The organism is Oricola sp., assembly GCF_022763245.1.
In the GTDB taxonomy this organism is placed as follows: Bacteria; Pseudomonadota; Alphaproteobacteria; order Rhizobiales; family Rhizobiaceae; genus Oricola.
The window spans coordinates 1-19,334 of record NZ_JALEGV010000013.1 but is presented as its reverse complement, the minus strand read 5'-3'; the positions used below and the strand labels follow the sequence as shown (position 1 = coordinate 19,334).

The following is a 19,334-nucleotide window of genomic DNA, read 5'->3' as shown; positions in this document are numbered from 1 at the left end:
GGGCCGCGCCCCTTCGGGAGGAACCTTAGAGCTCTCCGGCATCCTCGAGGATCTCGGTGGCTTCCGCCGCCGCCTCGTCAAGGGCTTCCTGCGCCGTCATGTCGCCGAGAATGGCGGCCTGCAGCTTCGGATAGACGGCGTTGGAAATCTCGATCCAGGACGGAGACTGCGGCACCGGATAGGCGCCATTGGCCGCTTCCTGGAAGGCCTTGAGGACTTCCTGACGGTAGGCGTCGCCCTCGGCTTCGGAGATCACCCACTCCCACACCGCGTCGCGGGTCGGCAGCGGTCCGGCGGCGGCCTCCAGCTTCTGGCTGTCCTCGTTGGTGAGGAACCAGACCAGAGAGGCGGCTGCATCCTTGTTGGCGCAGTTCTCGGTGACCGAGAAGCCATGGTGACCCGACCATCCGGTCCGGGCGCCCGACGAGCCCTTCGGCGGCGCGACGACACCGACGTCGCCGGCGACCTTGGACGCGCCCGGGTCGTTGAAGAACCCGGCCCAGCCCGGCCAATCCAGGTTGAGCGCGATCGTGCCCGAGGCGAAGCCCTGGCCGAGATCGTCCCACAGATAGTTGGTCGTGCCGGCCGGAACGGCCTTCGCGTTGTAGAGATCGACGAACCAGCTCAGAGCGCGCACGCCGGCCTCGGAATTGAAGGCCGGACGGCCGTCGGCGTCGAGATATTCGCCACCCTCCGCGCGCAGGATTTCATAGAAGCGGCCGTTGATCGCCTCTTCCTTGCCCGCATATTGCGTGCCGTAGAAATCCGGCGGATTGGAGAAGAACTTCGCCTGGTCGGACCACTGCTGCAGCGTGTCCGGCGGCGTCAGGTCGTAGCCGTAAGCTTCCTTGAAGCGGGCCTTGTTGTCCTCGTCGGCATAGAGGCTCTTCTGGTAGTACATCGCCGACACGTCGAACTGCGCGCGCGGCAGCAGCACCAGCTTGCCGTCAAGCGTCGAGGCGGCGATGTTGGCGTCCACATAGGCGCCGATCTCGTCGGCCGGCAGCAGCGCGTTCAGGTCGGTGTAGATGCCCGGATATTGCGGCGCGAAGGACGAGTGGTTGGAACCCACGCACCAGTTGACCGCACCGACGGCGATGTCCGACTTGATCTCCTTGTCGAGATCGAAGTGGTTCTTCTTGGAGATCACGTTGACCTTGGCGCCGGTCGCGGCTTCCCACTCGGCGATGCGCGAGTAGAGATTCTCGTATTGCTGACCGCCGATCAGCTTGGCGTCGATGGTGACGCCGTCGAATTTCCCAGGCAAGTCCTGCGCGAGCGCAGCGTTCCCTGCGACCAATGCGAGGACACCGGCGGATACGCCGGCCAATAGCTTGTTCATGAGCCTCCTCCCGAGACGTTAGACCGTCATGGGGCAACCCGCCCCATGACCCCCACTGATGAGTGGTTCATTCATATACAAACACCTTCTTCACCAGCGGTCAAGCCATTCCTTCATTGATATCTGGCTTGTGTATGCGTATATGAATGATGACATTCACGGAGAAAAGCATGGAACAGGATGACGACCGCTACAGGGCTCCCGCCCTCGACAAGGGTCTGGATATCCTGGAACTGCTCGCCGATATCGACGGCGGTTTGACCCAGGCGGAGATCGCCAAGCGGCTGGGCCGCAGCCCCAACGAGTTCTACCGCATGCTCGACCGGCTCGTGCGCCGCGGATACGTCACGCGGATCGACGGCGACCGCTATTCGCTGACGCTGAAGCTCTTCGGCCTCGCTCAATCGCACGCGCCGGTACGCCGGCTGGTCTCGTTTGCGACGCCATTCATGCGCGAACTGGCCGAGGAAACCCGGCAGGCGAACCAGCTCGCAGTGTTCGACCGCGGCTCCGTCGTCGTCGTCGCGCAGCTCGAAGCGCCCGGATATTGGGGCATCTCCATCCGCGTCGGCTCGCATATCAGCCTCTACGACACCGGTTCCGGTCACGTCCTGCTCGCCTTCCGCTCGCAGGAAGAGCGGCTGATGATGATCAACGAGTATTCGCGCAGCACCGAACATCCGACCATGGAGAAGGAGTTCTTCGACCGGCTCGACCAGATCCGCGAGCGCGGCTACGAGATGATGCCGAGCGCGCAAACAGCCGGCGTCTACAACCTGTCCGCGCCGATCCTCGGACCGGACGGGCGCGCCATCGCCGCGCTGACGATCCCCTACATCACCCTGGTCAACGTGCCCCAGGCGCCCGACATCACCGAGACGCTGGAGATACTCGCCAAGACGACGCGCCAGCTTTCGGAACTGGCAGGCGCGGATACGAAAAAACCCGCGTAAATTCTTATTTGAATAATCTATTCTCCTGTGGGAGCATGCGCCCGACGCGGTTCGCGAGGAGGAAGCGCCATGATCGTCGACACCCATCTGCATGTCATCGACCGGGAGGCGCTCGATTATCCGTGGCTCGCCGGGGTCGAGCCGCTCAACCGGAACTGGACCTACGACGAGTACGAACGCGACGCACGGCGCGCCGGCATCGCCTCGACGATCCACATGGAAGTCGATGTCGCACCGGAGAGGATCGAGGACGAGACGACCTATGTCGGATCGCTCGCAGACCGGGCGGACAGCCTTGTCGTCGCCGCCATCGCGTCATGCCGGCCCGAGACGGACGGGTTCGCCGCCTATCTGGACCGCCAGCGCCCCAACGGGCTCGTGAAGGGCTTCCGCCGGGTGCTTCACGTCATGCCGGACGAATTGTCCGAACAGCCGCTGTTTCGCGAGAATTTGCAGCGGCTCGGCGGCACCGGGCTTACCTTCGATCTCTGCGTCCTTCCGCGCCAGTTGGACAAGGCGATCGCGCTTGCCGACCTCGCCCCCGACGTCACCTTCATCCTCGACCATTGCGGCGTCCCCGACATTGCCGGCGATGCCCGCCAGCCTTGGCGGGACGACATCGCCGAGATCGCCAGGCGGCCGAATGTCGTCGCCAAGATTTCGGGCGTGGTCGCCTATGCCGATCCCGAGACCTGGATCGCCGAAACCCTGCGCCCGTGGGTCGAACACACGGTCGAGAGCTTCGGCTGGGACCGTGTCGTCTGGGGCAGCGACTGGCCGGTCTGCACGCTCGGCGGCGGCCTGGCCGCCTGGGTCGCCGCCACGCACGCCCTCCTGGACGGAACGAGCGAAGACGAGCGCCACAGACTCCTGTCCGCGAACGCCCGGCGTCTCTGGAACCTTTGAGTGAGGCTCAGCCGAAGCTTTTCGCGAACATCGCGTTGATATCGGCGATGACCGACGTTCCCGTCTCGCCGCTCCGGAGACCGGCGTTCAGCCGTTCGGATGCCGCGGCCTGGAACGCCATGTAGCCCTTGTGGCGTGGGCGCATCCACGCCTTGTCCAACGTCCGGCGGGTGTTGCGGTAGAACCCGCTGGTCGTCGCATTCACCGTGTCGTCGTCCCAGCCCGCGGCATGGCCGGGCTGCCCGCCCGCGGCGGCGAACGGTCCGCGCTGCACCTCGCCGCTGGCGATCCAGTAGGCGAAATCGACGGCCTTCGGGATGTTCCACGAAAACGCGGATACGGCGATGCCCGTTCCGCCCAGCGCCGACCCGACCGGACCGTCACCGCCCGCCGCCGGAATGTCGGCAAAGGCCAGGACGTTCGGCCGGAACCCGGCAATGCCGTAATTCACATAGCCGTAGATCAGCGGCGCGCAGGCGATCGTGCTGCCCGCGTCGCTCATGCGCTCGAAGACCGCGATCGGGTCCAGGTCATGGCATTCCGCCGGCACATGGCGCATCAGCTCCGCGATCAGCTCATAGACACGCGTGCCGGACGACGCGGCGATCAGGTCTCCGGGCCCCTCGGTCGCACACGGCGTACCCAGATTGGCCGCGAGCGTGAAGAACGTCATCAGCGAATGCGGCGGCCGCATCGGGATCAGCACCCTGCCCTCGCCCGCCAGCGCCAGGACGGCATCGAACGTCCGAGGCGCGTCCTCCAGCAGGTCCGGACGCCAGGCTTGGACCTGCGCCGCGGCGTCGATCGGAAACGCCCACTGGCGCCCGTCCCACGTGTAGCTTTCAAACGAACCGCCGATGCTCGCCTCTGCAAGCGCCATGCGCTCCGTGTCGCGCCCTCTGACGTCGAGCGCGGCCAGGCAGCCTTGCGCGGTGATTTCGCCGACATGCGGGTGGTCGATGACGATCAGGTCATAGGCCCGCGCCAGTTCCTCGACCGGAAAGGACTCGAAGTCCTGCAGCGAGCGCTTGTCCCAGTCGATCTCGACGCCCGTCTTCTCCGCCCAGATCCGCGAACAGGCGACCATCGGGTCATAGCCGCGCGGATGGCTCCACGTCATGCCCTTCAGGCGCACGCCGCTCAAAGCCCGAACTCCTTGAAGATCGCCGCCGTGTGTTCGCCGACGCGCGGCGCCGCGCGCCCGACCTTCGGCCTCTCGCCATTGACCCGGATCGGCGAGCGCGTCGTGCGGATCGAGACATTGTCCTCCCGCTCGACGGTCTGCAGCAGGTCGAGAATGTCGAAGCCCTCGCTCTTCATCAGGTCGTCCCAGTCGAGCACCGGGGAACACCAGATGTCTGCCGGCTCGAACACGGACATCCACTCGTCCACGCTCCGCTCGGCGATCGCGCCTGCGATCAGCTTCTTGATCGCGTCGCGCTCGGTGAACCAGCTTGCCGCATCGTCGCAATAGGGCGCCAGCGCGTCCAGCGCCATGAGGTCGCGCAGCCGCGGGATCGGCGTCATCGCTATGGCGATGAACCCGTCCTTCGCCTCGTACACCCCGTACGGCGCCGCCAGATAGGCGTGCGCGCTGCGGAAGCCCGAACGCTTCGGCATCCGCCGCCCGTCATTGAGATAGGTCGTCAGCACCTCGAACTGGAAATCGACCAGCGCTTCCAGAAGGCTCGTCTGGACATGGCTGCCCTCGCCCTTCAGGCCGCGTTTCACCAGCCCGGCGAGCAGTCCTTGCGCCAGCGCCGCGCCGGCGAACATGTCACCAACCGCAAGCCCCATCGGCACCGGTCCGTCTCCGTCGTCGCCGCTCAGCCACATGACGCCCGACCGCGCCTGCGCGAGGAGATCCTGGCCCGGCCGTTTGACCCAGGGCCCCTCCTCGCCATAACCGCTGATCGAGCCGTAGACGAGGCGCGGATTGATCGCCCGCACGGTCTCGTAATCGAGGCCGATGCGCTCGATGACGCCCGGCCGGAAATTCTGGACCAACACGTCCGCCTTGGCGATCAGGCTCTTGAGGCGGGCGACGTCGTCCGGGTCCTTCAGGTCGACCGCGAGGCTCTCCTTGCCGCGGTTGATCGCGTGGAAGATCGTCGAGTCCCCGCCGATCTCCGTGTCGCTGAGATAGAGCGTGCGCGACAGGTCGCCGGCGCCGGGGCGCTCGATCTTGATGACGCGGGCGCCGAGATCCTGCAGCCGCAGCGTCGCATAGGGCCCGGACAGGAACTGGCTCATGTCGAGCACAACGAGCCCGTCCAGCGGCAAATCGGTATCGGATGTCATGATTGTGTCTGTTCGCTCTTGCGTTCTGCCTGGCCCGCGAAATCGTCGGGATTGCGGTATTTCACCGTTTGCAGGTGCTCGCAGTAGAGAACGAGTTCGCCCTCGCCCTTGAACACCTCGTAGGAAGCCCGGATCAGCCCCATCCCCTCATATTTCGACCTTTTGTCGAGGTTGGTGCGGATCGTGTAGATCGTGTCGCCGATGAAGACCGGCTTGATGAAGCGCAGACTGTCGTAGCCGTAGGAAAAGGCGTTGACGCAGTTGGTGGCGACCAGCCCCAGCCCGGCCGAAAACACGAAAGCCCCGGCGACCAGCCGCCGCCCGAAAACGCCCTCCGTTTCTGCAAACATCTGGTCCTGCACGTAAGGATGGATGTCGATGACGAGCGCGTTGAAAAGATGGCTCTCGCCCTCGGCGATCGTGCGCCGCAGGGAGCGGATCCGGTGGCCCGGCTGCCAGTCCTCGTAGAACCAGTTCTCCGAATTCCAGACCGGTATCTCCGCGTGCTCGGCCGGCATGTCGCGCGGAAGCGTGCTGGCGACCCCCACGGTGGGCGCAAATGACGATCCCATAATTCCTCCCGAATTCTTATGTAAATAATATATTCACATATGGATTATGCGCGCAAGGGTCGAATAGCCGCGCGCGATAGGTCGGCAGAAATGAGCTGGAGTCTGCACGCAATGACGTCACGGCACTGAACAGGGAGCAGTAGAGCGGTCAGGAGGCAGCGGAGCCGATCGCCATGACGCTGGCACCGGTTCGTCGTCTGGCGTTTCTCTGTCCGGTGAAGGTGCGCCTCAGCTCGGACTGACAGGGCGCTTGAGAACACCGACCGGGACCGTCACCGTCGATCTGACAAAGACGCCGGACGACGCAGGCGTCGAACCTCAGGCACCATCGCCAGAAGTCGGGAAAGCGGCAACCGCAATCCCCTAGAACCGAACCATCAGAACAATGGCGGAAATGGAAAACACGGAGATGTAGCCCCAGCCGAGAGCGCCGAGCAGCAACGGCCTCCACCCCTTCGTGTACAGCCGCCTGAAATCCGTCTCCAACCCCATCGCAGCCAAGGCAATCGTCAGCATGAAGCTCGATCCCGACTTCATCACTGCAAGCACCTCGCCGGGCAGGAACAGAAGCGAATTGGCAAGGATCATGGCAAGGAAGCCGAAAACGAACCACGGCACCGGCACCCTGCCGCGATCCAGGGCCTGGCTGGAACGGGCGGCCATGATGCCCACGACGAAGATCAACGGAGCGAGCAGCATGACGCGGCTCAACTTCGCCACCGTCCCGAGCTCCCCGGCGATCTCCCCGCCCTGAAAAGCAGCGCCGACCGCCTGCGCGACCTCATGAATGGAACTGCCCGCCCAGATGCCGTACATCTCGGGACCCATATCGCCGGCACCGGCGAGGATCGGAAAAAGGATCATGGACAGGGATCCGAACACCGTCACGCATGCGATCGCATAGGCGACATCCTCGTCGCTCCCGTTCGTGACGGTGTTCGTGGCGAGAACCGCCGAGGCCCCGCAAACCGACGTGCCGGCGGCGATCAGCTCGGCCAGCTTCGAGTTCACGCCGATCACACGCCCGGCCCAGACGATAAAGGCGAAGGTCGTTGCCAGCGTCGCCACGATCGCGGCCAGGCCGCCCCATCCGAGCGACGCCACCTGCACGATCGTCAACTGGGAACCAAGAAGGATGATCGCGAACCTGAGCAGGCGCTTCTGGGAGAAGACGATCCCCGGGCGCAGGTGCCTCGCCGACGGGAGGACGTTGCCGATCAGCATTCCGATGCCCATGGCGATAATCAGCGGACTGAGCGACATCACCCCGGCCAGACGTTGGAGCAGCGTCGCCGCGAGCGCTATGGCGATCGTAAGCAACAGTCCGGGCACGACGGCGAGAAACTCCGGCGCTCGGAAGAACCGACGCCGACCGTGCTCTATCATGCCTCTCGAATAGGTGCGATCTGTCACGGCGCTCTTGTCTCCCTGTTGAGACGCGTATCGCAGGCCGCCATTCGTTCGGTCCAACAAATTTTCTTGTCGCAACCAATCGATTTTGTTTATGATTTGGAATGACGTTGGATCAGCTTCGCATCTTCGCCGTGGTTGCCGAGCAGCAGCACATAACCAGGGCGGCAAAAATCCTGAATCGCACCCAGTCTGCGGTGAGCGCTTCGATCGCCGCTCTCGAAGACCAGCACCAAATCCGCCTGTTCAACCGGGTCGGCCGGGGCATCGAACTGACGGAAGCAGGGCGGAACTTTCTGCCCGAGGCAAAATCGCTCCTGAGCCGCGCGGAAGCGGTCGAGATCACCCTGCAGGATCTCGGCCAGGACGCGCTCGGACGGCTTCGCGTCCACGCCAGCCAGACGGTGGCCAGCTATTGGCTTCCGCCCTACCTGGCGAGACTGAAGGAGCTCCATCCACGCGTTGAAATCCAGCTGTCGGTCGGAAACACCGGACAGGTCGCGAAGTCGGTCGAGGAGGGAAGCGCGGACATCGGTTTTGTCGAAGGCGTGGTCGACCAGAAGAACCTGCGCCGTCGCGCCGTCGCCGACGACCAGTTGGCGTTGCTGGTCTCGACGACGCACCCCTGCGCAGGCAGGGCGTATGTCGCGCCGTCGGACTATCCGGAACTCAGATGGATCCTGCGCGAGCCGGGTTCCGGCACCCGGTCCGAATTCGCCAATCACCTCGCGCAGAACGCGATGTCGCTCGACGACCTCGAAATCGCATTCGAATTGCCATCCAATGAAGCGATCCTCGCGGCTGTCGCGGCCGGTCCCTATGCGACGATTCTCTCGCGCCGAGCCGCCGACTGGGCGACGTCAAGCGGCCGGATCCGGCAGGTTGCGACCGCCATCCCGACCCGCGAATTCGCCGCGCTCGTTCACCCGATGCGTCACCTGTCGCGGGCAGCGTCCACCCTTCTCGACATCATCGACGAGAAGGCGATGCATGAGCGCGGCTAGCGCCAGGCTCGCGCGCCATGCGAGGCGATCAGTTGCTCGATCGCAGCCCCAGCCTCTCGCGCGCCTCCTCGCAGCTCGCCACCTTGAACCCGACGTCCTCGATGATCCGACGGGCCTTCGCGACCATCGCCGCATTGTCGGGTGCCAGTTGGCCCCGGCTCAGATAGACAGCATCCTCCATGCCGATGCGCGCATGGCCCCCGGCGACGACCGCCTGCGCCACCATCGGAAACGCCCAGCGGCTGGTGGCGAACCCCGTCCAGGCGGAACCGGCGGGCAATTGGTCGCGCGCATAGAGCAATGTCTCCGGCGACGGAACGAAGCCGTAATTCACGCCCATCACGATCGAGCACAGCGGATCCGGCTGGATCGTGCCCTCGCGCACGAGTTGGTTGAAGATCGCGATATCTCCGGAATCGAACAGTTCCAGTTCCGGCCGCACACCCGCGTCATACATGGCCGCGGCCATGACGCGGATCGAGTCGAGCGTGTTGATGACGACCTCGTTGCCGAACACCATGGTGTTCAGGTCGAGCGTGGCGATGTCCGGGCGCAGCGCGACCACATGTTCCACCCGCCGCTCGGGACGAACGAGATTGGTACGCGGCCCGGCGACGGCGGGATCCGCCTCGGACGGATGATAGCGCCCGCCGGGACCGCAGGTGAGGTTGATGATCAGGGTCCTGTTCTCGTTGCGGATGCGCTCGACGACCTGGCGATAGAGATCGACGTCCATCGACGGCGCCTCCGTCTCCGGATCGCGGACATGGATGTGGACGATGGTCGCGCCGGCCCTCGCCGCGTCGAGGCAGGCCGTCGCGATCTCCTCCGGCGTGATCGGGAGGTTAGGGTTCTGCGCGCGGGTCGTGAAATTGCCCGTTATCGCGCAGGTCAGGAATACGGAATTCATTCTATCCTCCCAAGGCATTCATCATTCGCGCCGTATGGCCGCCGGACCACGAGGCCGAACGCATCAAACGGAACTGTTGCGGAGACATCGTCTTGCGGGCGTCATTCCCGCGCGATCACGCTGTCCAGCCACGGGCAGTTGATCGGCTCGCCGCTTCGCAATCCGCGGCTGGCGGCGTCCATCGCCATCGAGCGCATTTCGCGCCGCACCTCGTCGGGCAGATAAAGGCGTTCGTGCCCCCAATAGCTGGGGCCGTCGAACGTCTCGTGCGCCTCCCAGGCGTCCGGGTCGATCACGCGCGCCCCCCAGCCATATTCGACGAAGAAGCCGGACGGGGTGCGCGAATAGAACGACGTCATCCAGTCGTTGGAGTGACGGCCGAGCGTGTAGGCGACGGTCTCGGCCTCCTGCGCCAGGTCGTACCCCTGGCCGACATCGTCGAGGCTGAAGAGCTCCATCATCAGATGGTGGAAGCCGGTGCGGCCGGTCTCCACCATCGCGAAGCTGTGGTGCCGCCCGTTCACGTGGAAGAAATAGAGCTTGTTGGGATGGTGCGCGTAATCGGTCACCGCAAATCCGAGAAGGTCGCGGTAGAAGGCGATCATCGGCGCGATGTCCACGACGTGGAAGACCGCGTGCCCCATCCCCAGCGGCCCGGTCTTGAAGCCGGTGATCGGGCGGCCCGGCACGAAGGGATCAGTGTCGATCTGCGGCTTCCAGAACACCTCGACGGCATTGCCGGCCGGATCCCTGAACGTGATCAGGTCGGTGACGAAGCGCTCGTCGGCGAGCGCCCGCGATCCACGCGAGACCTCGAAGCCGTTTGCCTCCAGCCGCATGGCGAGCAGGTCGAGATCGTCCTTGCGCACCACTTCCCAGCCGACGAACGACGCGGCGTCGGACCGTGAATCGACGATCAGCCTCTGCTTGCGGTCATCCATGCGAAACGCAGAGACGCCGCGCGCCCGATCGACCTGCTGCATGCCGAGAATGCCCGTGGAGAACCGGTTCCAGTCCTCCAGCCGGTCCGTTCCGACCCCCACATATCCGAGTGCGGCGATGCCCATGGCGTTTCCTCCCAGTCAGCCAGCCGTATTGTCCGAGCCTCACCCCCTGACGATGCGATTGCTCAATGCTCCGACGCTGGAAATCTCGACGGAAATCACGTCCCCCTCGCCCATGAAGCGCGGCGGCTTGCGGGCGCCGCCAACGCCGGACGGCGTGCCGGTGGCGATCACGTCGCCGGTCTTCAATTCCATGAAGCCGGAGACATAGGCGATGATCTCGGGGACCGTGAATATCAGGTCGTCGACGCCGCTGTCCTGGACAGTCTCGCCGTTGAGCACGGTCTTCAGCCGCATCGCGGCCACGTCACCCGCCTCGTCCGCCTCGACGATCCAGGGGCCGATCGAACCGGACCTGTCGAAATTCTTGCCCGGAGAGAACTGGCTCGTGTGCTTTTGCCAGTCGCGCAGGCTGCCGTCATTGACGCAGCAATAGCCGAGCACGTGATCCATCGCCTTGTCGGCGGCGATGCGCCGCCCGGGCTTGCCGATCACGACGCCCAGCTCGCCTTCCCAGTCGAACCGCTCCGATTCCGCCGGCAGCACCATCGGCTCTTCCGGCCCGACCACGCTTTCGCGGGTGCGGAAGAAGACGACGGGATGCGACGGCACGGCGATGCTGGACTCTTCGGCGTGCGCGCGATAGTTCAGGCCGATGCACACGATGCGGGCGGACGCTTCGAGCGGCGCGAGCAACCGGTCCCCGCGCATCTCCGCGGGCTGCGGGTCGGCGAGCAGGCCCGCGAGCGACCCGGACCTGGTCCGCGCATCCGTCTTCGGATCGCCGCCCTCGTCGAAACGAACCCAGACGGCCTCTCCAGCACACTCAATCCTCGAAATCGCCAATTGCCTCTCCCCTCATCGACCCGGCTCCGGTCAGTCGCCGGTGCGCATGCGCGGACCTTACAAGGGGGTTGAGATAAAGAAGAATACAAAGAAGCGAGATAGGCATAACATGAATGTTATGCCGGAACGCGACGCATCCTGGCCGCGACGAAGATGGCGCTGATCGCGGACACGAACAGGCCGAGGGCCGCCGGAATGCGGAACAGGAGCGGCGAAAGGCCGAGCGTCTGCGACCGCTCGCCCACCGCATGCATCTCCCATCCGCCGACCGCCACGTACCAGCCGAGAACGAGCAGCGCGAGACCGGCCAGGAAATAGCCCACTGCATCGAGCGTTCGGGCGGCCCGTGCCGGCAGCCAGGAGGTGAGAAGATCGACGACGATGTGGCCTTGCGTCGCGAAGACCCAGGGCTGGCCGAAACAGGCGATCAGCAGCAGCGTGCCCTGGCTCACCTCGATGATGCCGTAGATGGAGAAAAGGCCGATCGAGCGCGCCGTGATGTCGATCACGGTCAGCGCCGTCAGCAGCAGCAGGAAGCCGCCCGCGATCAGCGCCATCACGCGGATGACGATCTGTAGGCTTCGCGGAAGGCGGGACATGATGGTCGCTGTCATCGGTTCACCTATTGGAGAAGGCCGGGCAGGAACAGGACGAGCCCCGGGAAGATCAGGAACAGCGCGATCCGGACGATATCGGCGATGATGAAGGGCGTGACGCCCTGGAACGCGCCCCAAGTGGACACTTCGGGCACCACCTTGGCCACCACGAAGATGTTGATCCCGATCGGCGGCGTGATCAGCCCGATCTCGACGAGCATGATCATGATGATGCCGAACCAGATCGGGTCGTATCCGAGACCGATGACGATCGGGTAGATGACCGGGGTCAGGATGAACAGGATGGCCATCGTGTCGAGGAACATCCCGAACAGAATCAGGACCGCGATGATGATCGCCATGACCCAGAACGGGGAGATGTCGAGCCCCATGAAGAAGTCGGCGAGCTTCGGCCCCATCTGCGAGGCCTGCATGAAGTAGTCGAAGATCGACGCCCCGGCGACGACGAACAGGATCATTCCGCAGACGCGGATCGTGTCGAGCACGCAGTCGATAAGGCCCTCAACCGTCAGCCGGCGCTGCAGCGCGCCGAGGGCGATCGCCGCGGCGGACCCGACGGCGGCACCTTCGGTGGGTGAGAAGAGGCCGAGCAGAATGCCGCCCATGACCACCGTGAAGATGGCGAGCACGCCCCAGATGCGCGACAGCGCGCGGAACCGGTCGCTCCAGCTTGTGCGCGCGCCGACCGGCCCCATCTCGGGCGAGAACCGCATCCAGATGGAGACCGCCGCCATGTAGAGGCCCGTCGCGATGATGCCCGGCAGGAAGCCGGCGGCGAACAGCTGGCCGATCGAGTTCTCGGTCAGCACCGCATAGACGATCATCGGCAGCGACGGCGGGATCAGGATGCCGAGCGTGCCGCCGGCGGCGATCGAGCCCGCCGCAAGCTTCGGCGAATAGTTGAAGCGCAGCATCTCCGGCACGGCGACCTTGGCCATCGTCGCCACCGTGGCGAGCGACGAGCCGCACACAGCGCCGAAGCCGGCACACGACATCACGCTCGCGATGGCAAGCCCGCCCCGCCTGTGCCCGACGAACGCGTTGGCGGCGCTGAACAGGCTTGTCGAAAAGCCGATGCGCACCGAGACAAGTCCCATCAGGATGAAGAGCGGCAACACCGAGAGCGTCGCGCTCGACAATGCCTCGACCGGCCCGGTCTGCAGGGCGTAGACCGCCGTATCCAGACCGAGCAGGATCCAGACGCCCACGAAACCGGACACGCCGAGCGCGAGCCCGATCGGGAAGCGGATCGCGATCAGGCCGAGCATGCCGATCACGATGAGAATGCTGATTGCCATGGACGACATCACTTCGACCCGGCCTCAAACGCCACTGACCGGTTCATGCCAGTTCGAACTCTTTGTCCATCAGACGGACACTGATGGAAAACCCACCTTCGTTCAACTGCCAGGGCCGGACGCGATTGCGCCGGATTCCGGCCTTCTGGAACGGCTCCGCCGCGGCGATGGCTTCCGCCTCCTCCAGCGAGGCCGCCCGGATCAGCGCCATCCCGTCGCCGCCCCATGCGGTTGCCTCGTCGCGGAACGGCCCGCTGGCGAACAGGATGCCGCGCTTCTCCAGGTCGTTCAGAAACACGAGGTGCTCCCGCAGGACGTCGCCGAAACTCGCGATCGGATCGTCGAGAGGCGCCGGCGGTTCCATGAAAATGGCGTAGTACTGCTTGCGCAACAGCTTGCCGCGCAAGCTTGCCAGGTCTTCTGTCATCGGTTCAGGTCTTTCGGTTTGTTCCGAGGCGCCTTGACGACGCCCCGGTCACACTCAGTTGGAGGCGGCGGAGATTTCGGTCTTCAGCGTCTCGTAGAATTCGCGCGCGGGCTTGCCCGACGCCTCGAGATCCGCAAGCGCCTCCTCGATGACCGGTTTCACGAGGGCTTCCATTTTCGCCTGTTCGCCGGCGTCAAGATCGATGACCTCGTTTCCTGCTTCCTCGATCAGGGTGCGGGCGCGACCGCCGACCTTGTTCCAGCAGTCGGAGATGCGGGCGCCGATCTCCGGTCCGCTGAACTCGGTGTCGATCATCGTCTTCAGATCGTCCGGCAAGCGATCGTAGAACTTCTTGCTGAGCGCGAGCACACCGAGCGTCGTGCCCAGATTCACCGTCACATGCGCCTTGGTGACTTCGGTCAGACGAAACGCGGCGACCGTCGCCATCGGCGCGAGGGAACCGTCGATGACGCCACGCTGCAGAGACTCGTACTGCTCCGTCACGGGCATCGACACGGCATCGGCGCCCATCGCGTTGACCGCGTCTGCAATCACGCCGGATGCGGTGCGGATGCGTTTCCCCTTGAGATCGTCGATGCTCGCGACCGGCTGGCGTAGGTGCAACTGGTTCGGAGAAATCACGGCCAGCGCGAGGACGTGGACGCCCTTGAACTCGTCGGCGAGATATTTCTCGGCATTCTCGTTGAGAACCCGGGCGGCGACCACCTGGTCGCTGACGAGAAGCGGAAGTCCGGCGACCTCGGTCAGTCCGAAACGGCCCGGCGTGTAGGACAGGACCGCCCAGGTGTAATCGGTGATGCCGCGTTCGACCTGCTCGTAGAGCTTGGTCGGATTGGCGAAGGCGGTGCCGCCCAGATACATTTCCGCCGTGATGCGGCCGTCGGACCGGGCGGCGATTTCCTCGGCGATCGCCACCGGTGCGCATTTGTTGATCGGATTGTCAGCCGTGCCGAGCGCGGCGACCTTCATCTTCATCGTGTCCGCGGCCGCTGGCGCCGCGACGCTCATGGCGATGCCCGCGGCGGCGCAAATCAGTCTGCTGGTGGCTTTCATCGGTTTCCTCCCATTGAAATCATTGAATGTCGTCAGCGCGGGCCGTGCGGCTTCAGGCGCTGTCATGCGTAAGTGCTGACCTCCCCGAAGGCCAGACGCGGCAGCCGGCCGAACAGGCCGGACGAGTCGCCATGTCCGATGTTGCAAAGAAAATTCGACCGTATCCGCCCCTCCGGAAAGAACTCGGCATCGACGGCCTCGTTCGAAAAACCCGACAGCGGCCCGCAATCGAGCCCCACCGCCCGCAGCGCCAGGATGAGGTAGCCGGCCTGCAAGGTGGCGTTGCGGAACGCAGTCGTCCGGATGTGGTCGTCCTTGCCGACGAAGCCCGAGCGCGCGTCGCGGTGCGGAAACAGCCGCGGCAGGTTCTCGTAGAATTCCAGGTCGTAGCCGAGGATCGCCGTCACCGGCGCCGTCCGCACCTTCTCGAAATTGCCCGGTGAAACGGCCTTCAACAGCCGTTCCTTGCCCTCCGCGCTGCGCACGAAGACGATCCGCATCGGCTGGCAATTGGCGCTGGTCGGTCCCATCGACGCCATCGCGACCGCCTCCTCCAGGCGCTCCTCGTCCACGGGCTCGTCCAGCCATGCATTATGCGTACGCGCAAATTTGAATATCCGGTGGACCGCGTCCTCGCCGTCTTCCTCAACGCGCACAGCAGCATCCTTCATCGAAAACCTCCCTCGCACCTCCCGCAGCCGATGACGCTGCGACGGGAAGGCAAGCAAACCATCAATCATCCATGCTGTCTGATGCAAAGATTGAGGAAATGCATAATCTCAGAGGCATGTTATGCGTGCCCCGCCACCTGCCATAACCCTTGACGCATCGAATCCCTGCAATTCCGCATTTGACCACATGCCCTTCGCCAACCTTGATGCCCCGTGAGCGAATTTGCGCAGGTGAGGAGAAGACATGATCAACCGCGAGGCATCGAAAGACAAAAGGGCCGTTCTGATCGTGGGAGGCGGTCCCGTCGGCCTCGCCCTTGGCGTCGACCTCGCCTTGCGCGGCATCCGCACCCTGCTGGTCGAAAGGCGAAAGCCGACCATCGGCCTTCCCAAGATGAACATGGTCAACGCCCGGTCGATGGAGTTTTCGCGGCGATGGGGAATCGCCGACAAGGCGCGTGAGATCGGCTGCCCGGGCCACCTGCCGCAGGATGTCCTGTTCTGCACGTCCCTGTGCGGCTACGAACTCGCCCGGTTCAGCTATCCGTCCTATGACGAGCGCGGCGAACTGCCCTACACGCCGGAAGGCAGCCGGCGCATCTCGCAGATGGATTACGATCCGCTGTTGATCGAGAAGGCCCGCTCGCTGCCCGAGATCACCCTGCTCCACGAGACGGAGTGCCTCGGCTTCACCGACGAGGGCGATTTCGTCACCGCGCGGCTGCGCGACCTGAAGACCGGCGCCGAAAGCACGGTCGATTGCGAATATCTGGTCGGTTGCGACGGGGCCGAGAGCAGCATCCGGGCCGCCACCGGCATCGCCATGGACGGACCGGGCCAATTGAGCCGCAACGTCAATCTCATCTTCTCGACGCCCGATCTGGTCTCCGAGCATGACAAGGGGTTTGCCTGGGCCAACTGGCTGCTCGGAGAGAACGGATATTGGGGCCTGGTGGTCAGCGTCGACGGTCGCGTGATGTGGCGGCTGTCGATCGCGCTGCCGAAGGATCGTGACACGATCGAGGAATCCGAAGCGCGGGCGCTGATCGCCAAGGCGGTCGGCCGGCCGATCGACTTCGAGTTGCGCGCGGTCCTGCCCTGGGTGCGGCGCCAGCTCGTCGCCGACAGCTACCGCAAGGGCCGCGTCTTCATCGCGGGCGACGCTGCGCATGTGATGTCTCCGACCGGCGGCCTTGGGATGAACACCGGGCTTGGAGACGCCGTGGACCTGTCCTGGAAACTGGCCGCCGCCATCCAGGGATGGGGAGGACCGGACCTGCTCGACAGCTACGACGCCGAACGGAGGCCGATCGCGGCGAAGAACGTTGCCGAAGCCGGCGACAATTTCGGCAAGCTGCGCGCCCTGCCCGGCAGCCCGGCGATCTTCGAGGACAGCGATGAAGGCCGCGCGTTCCGCAAGCGCGTCAACGACATCGTCATGACCGGCGGCTACGAAAAGGAATACGAGCAGGAAGGCACGGTGCTTGGATATCGCTATTCGGCTTCGCCGCTCGTGACGGGCGCGGAGGACGAGGCGGTCACCGCTCGGAACGACGGCTACACGCCGTCCGACGCCCCGGGCGGCCGCGCGCCGCACATTTGGGTGGAGCCGAACGTGTCCACCATCGACATGTTCTGGTCGGGGCTGACACTGGTCTGCGTCGGCGATGCGGACGCGCCGGACGCCACAAGGATCGCAGCCGACATGTCGCTGCCGTTCCAGGTGCTGCGGCTTGCGCCCGAAAAGGCAGACGGCCTCTTCACCCGGGCGTTCACGCTGGTTCGCCCCGACGGTCATGTCGCCTGGCGCGCGGACAGTGGCGACCAGGACTGGCGATCGGTCTTCGGTCACGCCCTCGGTTTCGCACCCGTCCCCGCCTGAACGAAAGAGGCTAGAGGTCCACGCCCGGGCTGAAAGCCTCGAGTTCCGCGATCATGGCGCGCGCCGCGGGCGACTGCGCCGCGGTCGAGCGTGAATAGACGACCACGTCCCATTCCATCGGCTCGCCGGCGAGCGCCACTTCGGCGAGCGTTCCGTCGCGCAGGTCGTTGTGAACGATCAGGCGCGGATAGACCGTCAGCCAGTTGCCCTGCATCAGAACGGATCGCACGACGGCGATCGAGGAACTCTGGATCGCATGCGGCGGCATGGAGAGCCCCTCCAGGAGAAAGCGGCTTTCCAGCCGGCGCCACGGACGGTTGTTGTGCGGCGGCATCACCCAGTTCTCGTTGGCGATCCTCGAAATCGGGACGTTCTTTTCCCCCGCCAAAGGATGGTTCTTGCTGGCGACGATGACCAGCTCGTCGGTGAACAGCGTCGAATATTGAAGGACGGGATCGAGCGCGTCCTCCGGCGCCGGGCCGACGACGAGGTCCAGCCCGCCGGTGCGCAAGGTGCTGATCAGGCCGGTGAAGTTTTCCTCGAAAATCTCCACGCGAAGCCCTGGATGTTTGACGATCAGCCGCGACGCGACGGTCGGCAGCAGCACGGGCGCGCCCAACGGCGCGGTCCCGACCCTGACGACGCCTTTCTCGTTGCCCTTGAGCGATTCGATTTCCTCGCCGGCATGCCGCAATTCGGCCAGCACCGCCTTCGCGTGCCGGATCATGCTCTCGCCGAAGACGGTCGGGATCATGCCCCGCGGCGCGCGGTCGAACAGCGGTGCCCCCACCTCGTTCTCGATCTCCTGGATCGTGCGTGTGACGGCGGGCTGGGAAACCAGCAGCCATTCGGCGGCATGCGTGATGCTCGCATGGTCGGCGACGGCCACGAGTACCTCGATCTGACGAAGGGTGAACCGGCTGCGCCGTCCCGACATAATATCAATCCTCCATCCATCCGGAACTCATAATCAAAGAGTTATGGAGTTTCTCGCGCGCCTGTCAACGTGGGGTTGGCAGCGAGCCAGGCAGACGTCGGGCTCCAACGTCACGGTCCAACTGTCGAGTGATAGTGCCGTGCGCCGGCTGCCGATCCGGTGGCCGACGGCAACCGCATCGCGACGCATGCGTGGATTGCCCTGGCCGTCGTCTGACAACCGGACTCCACGCGACTAAGGGAAGATTGTGGTGGGTGAGCACGGGCTCGAACCGTGGACCCGCTGATTAAGAGTTGTAATTTACAATATATTTTTCAATGACTTATCAGGATTGATGAAAAAATCCCATGTGAAAACCCGTGAAACTTTGCAGTTTTTGCCCGCCGCTCATGAGTGCGCGGTGAGCGAGAACGCGCCGATCGGCTGCCACCGACCGACGCGCCCATACCAGCCCAACCTATGAAGGAGGTCGAGATGGCTGAAGCGAAACTAGTCGCCACCGCTGGCGGCAACAATCCCCCATGCCACACGTTCAACGAGGCGGCCGAAAGCTACCTCACCCATGGCGGCGAAAGCCGCTACCTGGTGCGGGTGCAAGAGTATTTCGGCGACACCGACGTGCGGGCGATCTATCCGTTTGACATCCGGCAGATGGCGGAAACGCTCTATCCCAACGCCGGCGGCGCGACGCGCAACCGGTGCGCGATCACCCCGGCTCGCGCGGTGCTCTATCACGCCTACGATCGCGGCTGGCGCGATGCGATCCGCGTGCGGCGGTTTCGCGAGGAGCGGCCGGCGCCGAAGGAACCGGCGAGCGTGCCGTGGATGTTCACGTTCCTGCGCCAGTGCGACCGCGACAAGCTCGGCCACCTGGCGGCCCTCGTGCTGTTCATGGCGCAGACCGGTGCGCGGATCTCCGAAGCGGTCCGGCTGCAATGGCCCGATGTCGATTTGAGCGGCCGTGTCGCCGTTCTGACCAGGACGAAGACCGAAACGAATGCGATCCGCCACCTGCCCGACGAACTGCTCGATCGGCTGCACCGCCTCGATCGCGACTTGGCGCTGCCGGTGTTCCGCTACACCAATCGGCACTCGGTCAGCGAGCGGATCCGCGCCGTGT

Annotated in this window: 19 protein-coding genes; 5 read left to right on the top strand and 14 right to left on the bottom strand. The window is 64.6% G+C overall.

Annotation, left to right across the window (positions count from 1 at the left end; translation table 11 throughout):
• Positions 1–25 precede the first annotated feature (25 nt).
• The gene (locus MRY80_RS07690) at positions 26–1,342 is read right to left on the bottom strand and encodes an extracellular solute-binding protein (RefSeq protein WP_293289697.1); all 1,317 of its coding nucleotides are present in this window, start codon (positions 1,340–1,342) and stop codon (positions 26–28) included.
• A gap of 170 nt (positions 1,343–1,512) precedes the next feature.
• Between MRY80_RS07690 and MRY80_RS07685 the strand changes: the two genes are divergently transcribed.
• Entirely contained in the window at positions 1,513–2,295 is a 783-nt protein-coding gene (locus tag MRY80_RS07685; protein WP_293289695.1) for an IclR family transcriptional regulator, read from the top strand.
• Between the two features lie 69 nt (positions 2,296–2,364).
• On the top strand, positions 2,365–3,201 hold the full coding sequence (locus tag MRY80_RS07680) for an amidohydrolase (protein WP_293289693.1): 837 nt from the start codon (positions 2,365–2,367) through the stop codon (positions 3,199–3,201).
• A gap of 7 nt (positions 3,202–3,208) precedes the next feature.
• On the opposite strand, the gene MRY80_RS07675 is transcribed toward MRY80_RS07680, so the two are convergent.
• The 4 genes from MRY80_RS07675 to MRY80_RS07660 all read right to left on the bottom strand — a co-directional run bounded on the left by MRY80_RS07675 (position 3,209) and on the right by MRY80_RS07660 (position 7,487).
• Positions 3,209–4,321, bottom strand: coding sequence for a carbohydrate ABC transporter substrate-binding protein (locus MRY80_RS07675; protein WP_293289717.1), 1,113 nt, complete (start codon positions 4,319–4,321; stop codon positions 3,209–3,211).
• A 20-nt stretch (positions 4,322–4,341) separates the two neighbouring features.
• Positions 4,342–5,502 (bottom strand): CaiB/BaiF CoA-transferase family protein, encoded by a 1,161-nt coding sequence (locus MRY80_RS07670; RefSeq protein WP_293289691.1) that lies wholly within the window; start codon positions 5,500–5,502, stop codon positions 4,342–4,344.
• Positions 5,499–6,074 (bottom strand): MaoC family dehydratase, encoded by a 576-nt coding sequence (locus MRY80_RS07665; RefSeq protein WP_293289689.1) that lies wholly within the window; start codon positions 6,072–6,074, stop codon positions 5,499–5,501. The genes MRY80_RS07670 and MRY80_RS07665 overlap by 4 nt, the downstream gene beginning before the upstream one ends.
• Positions 6,075–6,437: 363 nt before the next feature.
• Entirely contained in the window at positions 6,438–7,487 is a 1,050-nt protein-coding gene (locus MRY80_RS07660) for a YeiH family protein (protein WP_293289687.1), read from the bottom strand.
• A gap of 101 nt (positions 7,488–7,588) precedes the next feature.
• Between MRY80_RS07660 and MRY80_RS07655 the strand changes: the two genes are divergently transcribed.
• On the top strand, positions 7,589–8,488 hold the full coding sequence (locus MRY80_RS07655) for a LysR family transcriptional regulator (RefSeq protein WP_293289686.1): 900 nt from the start codon (positions 7,589–7,591) through the stop codon (positions 8,486–8,488).
• Positions 8,489–8,516: 28 nt separating this feature from the next.
• Here the strand turns inward: MRY80_RS07655 and MRY80_RS07650 are convergent, their stop codons facing one another.
• The 8 genes from MRY80_RS07650 to MRY80_RS07615 all read right to left on the bottom strand — a co-directional run bounded on the left by MRY80_RS07650 (position 8,517) and on the right by MRY80_RS07615 (position 15,395).
• On the bottom strand, positions 8,517–9,398 hold the full coding sequence (locus MRY80_RS07650) for a 3-keto-5-aminohexanoate cleavage protein (RefSeq protein ID WP_293289684.1): 882 nt from the start codon (positions 9,396–9,398) through the stop codon (positions 8,517–8,519).
• 101 nt (positions 9,399–9,499) lie between these two features.
• Complete coding sequence (locus MRY80_RS07645) at positions 9,500–10,465, bottom strand: VOC family protein (protein ID WP_293289682.1); 966 nt, start codon at positions 10,463–10,465, stop codon at positions 9,500–9,502.
• 39 nt (positions 10,466–10,504) lie between these two features.
• Positions 10,505–11,308, bottom strand: coding sequence for a fumarylacetoacetate hydrolase family protein (locus tag MRY80_RS07640; RefSeq protein WP_293289680.1), 804 nt, complete (start codon positions 11,306–11,308; stop codon positions 10,505–10,507).
• Between the two features lie 116 nt (positions 11,309–11,424).
• On the bottom strand, positions 11,425–11,922 hold the full coding sequence (locus tag MRY80_RS07635) for a TRAP transporter small permease subunit (RefSeq protein WP_293289678.1): 498 nt from the start codon (positions 11,920–11,922) through the stop codon (positions 11,425–11,427).
• An 8-nt stretch (positions 11,923–11,930) separates the two neighbouring features.
• Entirely contained in the window at positions 11,931–13,223 is a 1,293-nt protein-coding gene (locus MRY80_RS07630) for a TRAP transporter large permease (protein ID WP_293289676.1), read from the bottom strand.
• 43 nt (positions 13,224–13,266) lie between these two features.
• Positions 13,267–13,629, bottom strand: a complete 363-nt coding sequence (locus MRY80_RS07625; protein ID WP_293289674.1) for a YciI family protein — start codon at positions 13,627–13,629, stop codon at positions 13,267–13,269.
• Positions 13,630–13,704: 75 nt separating this feature from the next.
• A complete protein-coding gene (locus tag MRY80_RS07620) occupies positions 13,705–14,724 on the bottom strand; it encodes a TRAP transporter substrate-binding protein (RefSeq protein ID WP_293289672.1) in 1,020 nt (339 codons plus the stop codon).
• Positions 14,725–14,786: 62 nt separating this feature from the next.
• Positions 14,787–15,395, bottom strand: coding sequence for a malonic semialdehyde reductase (locus MRY80_RS07615; protein WP_293289670.1), 609 nt, complete (start codon positions 15,393–15,395; stop codon positions 14,787–14,789).
• Between the two features lie 244 nt (positions 15,396–15,639).
• Here MRY80_RS07615 and MRY80_RS07610 point away from each other — a divergent pair, with 244 nt between their 5' ends.
• On the top strand, positions 15,640–17,277 hold the full coding sequence (locus tag MRY80_RS07610) for an FAD-dependent monooxygenase (protein WP_293289668.1): 1,638 nt from the start codon (positions 15,640–15,642) through the stop codon (positions 17,275–17,277).
• Positions 17,278–17,287: 10 nt separating this feature from the next.
• Here the strand turns inward: MRY80_RS07610 and MRY80_RS07605 are convergent, their stop codons facing one another.
• Entirely contained in the window at positions 17,288–18,214 is a 927-nt protein-coding gene (locus MRY80_RS07605; RefSeq protein ID WP_293289666.1) for a LysR family transcriptional regulator, read from the bottom strand.
• Positions 18,215–18,688: 474 nt separating this feature from the next.
• Here MRY80_RS07605 and MRY80_RS07600 point away from each other — a divergent pair.
• Positions 18,689–19,334, top strand: a 646-nt coding sequence (locus MRY80_RS07600) for a tyrosine-type recombinase/integrase (protein ID WP_293289664.1), incomplete at its 3' end; no start/stop codon positions are given.

Bases quoted from the DNA above. Each gene is read 5' to 3' on its own strand.
- MRY80_RS07610 (WP_293289668.1), top strand. From the start codon at position 15,640: ATGATCAACCGCGAGGCATCGAAAGACAAAAGGGCCGTTCTGATCGTG.
- MRY80_RS07605 (WP_293289666.1), bottom strand. From the start codon at position 18,214: ATGTCGGGACGGCGCAGCCGGTTCACCCTTCGTCAGATCGAGGTACTC.
- MRY80_RS07615 (WP_293289670.1), bottom strand. From the start codon at position 15,395: ATGAAGGATGCTGCTGTGCGCGTTGAGGAAGACGGCGAGGACGCGGTC.
- MRY80_RS07650 (WP_293289684.1), bottom strand. From the start codon at position 9,398: ATGAATTCCGTATTCCTGACCTGCGCGATAACGGGCAATTTCACGACC.
- MRY80_RS07685 (WP_293289695.1), top strand. From the start codon at position 1,513: ATGGAACAGGATGACGACCGCTACAGGGCTCCCGCCCTCGACAAGGGT.
- MRY80_RS07665 (WP_293289689.1), bottom strand. From the start codon at position 6,074: ATGGGATCGTCATTTGCGCCCACCGTGGGGGTCGCCAGCACGCTTCCG.
- MRY80_RS07690 (WP_293289697.1), bottom strand. From the start codon at position 1,342: ATGAACAAGCTATTGGCCGGCGTATCCGCCGGTGTCCTCGCATTGGTC.
- MRY80_RS07670 (WP_293289691.1), bottom strand. From the start codon at position 5,502: ATGACATCCGATACCGATTTGCCGCTGGACGGGCTCGTTGTGCTCGAC.
- MRY80_RS07680 (WP_293289693.1), top strand. From the start codon at position 2,365: ATGATCGTCGACACCCATCTGCATGTCATCGACCGGGAGGCGCTCGAT.
- MRY80_RS07645 (WP_293289682.1), bottom strand. From the start codon at position 10,465: ATGGGCATCGCCGCACTCGGATATGTGGGGGTCGGAACGGACCGGCTG.
- MRY80_RS07635 (WP_293289678.1), bottom strand. From the start codon at position 11,922: ATGACAGCGACCATCATGTCCCGCCTTCCGCGAAGCCTACAGATCGTC.
- MRY80_RS07630 (WP_293289676.1), bottom strand. From the start codon at position 13,223: ATGGCAATCAGCATTCTCATCGTGATCGGCATGCTCGGCCTGATCGCG.
- MRY80_RS07675 (WP_293289717.1), bottom strand. From the start codon at position 4,321: ATGACGTGGAGCCATCCGCGCGGCTATGACCCGATGGTCGCCTGTTCG.
- MRY80_RS07620 (WP_293289672.1), bottom strand. From the start codon at position 14,724: ATGAAAGCCACCAGCAGACTGATTTGCGCCGCCGCGGGCATCGCCATG.
- MRY80_RS07655 (WP_293289686.1), top strand. From the start codon at position 7,589: ATGACGTTGGATCAGCTTCGCATCTTCGCCGTGGTTGCCGAGCAGCAG.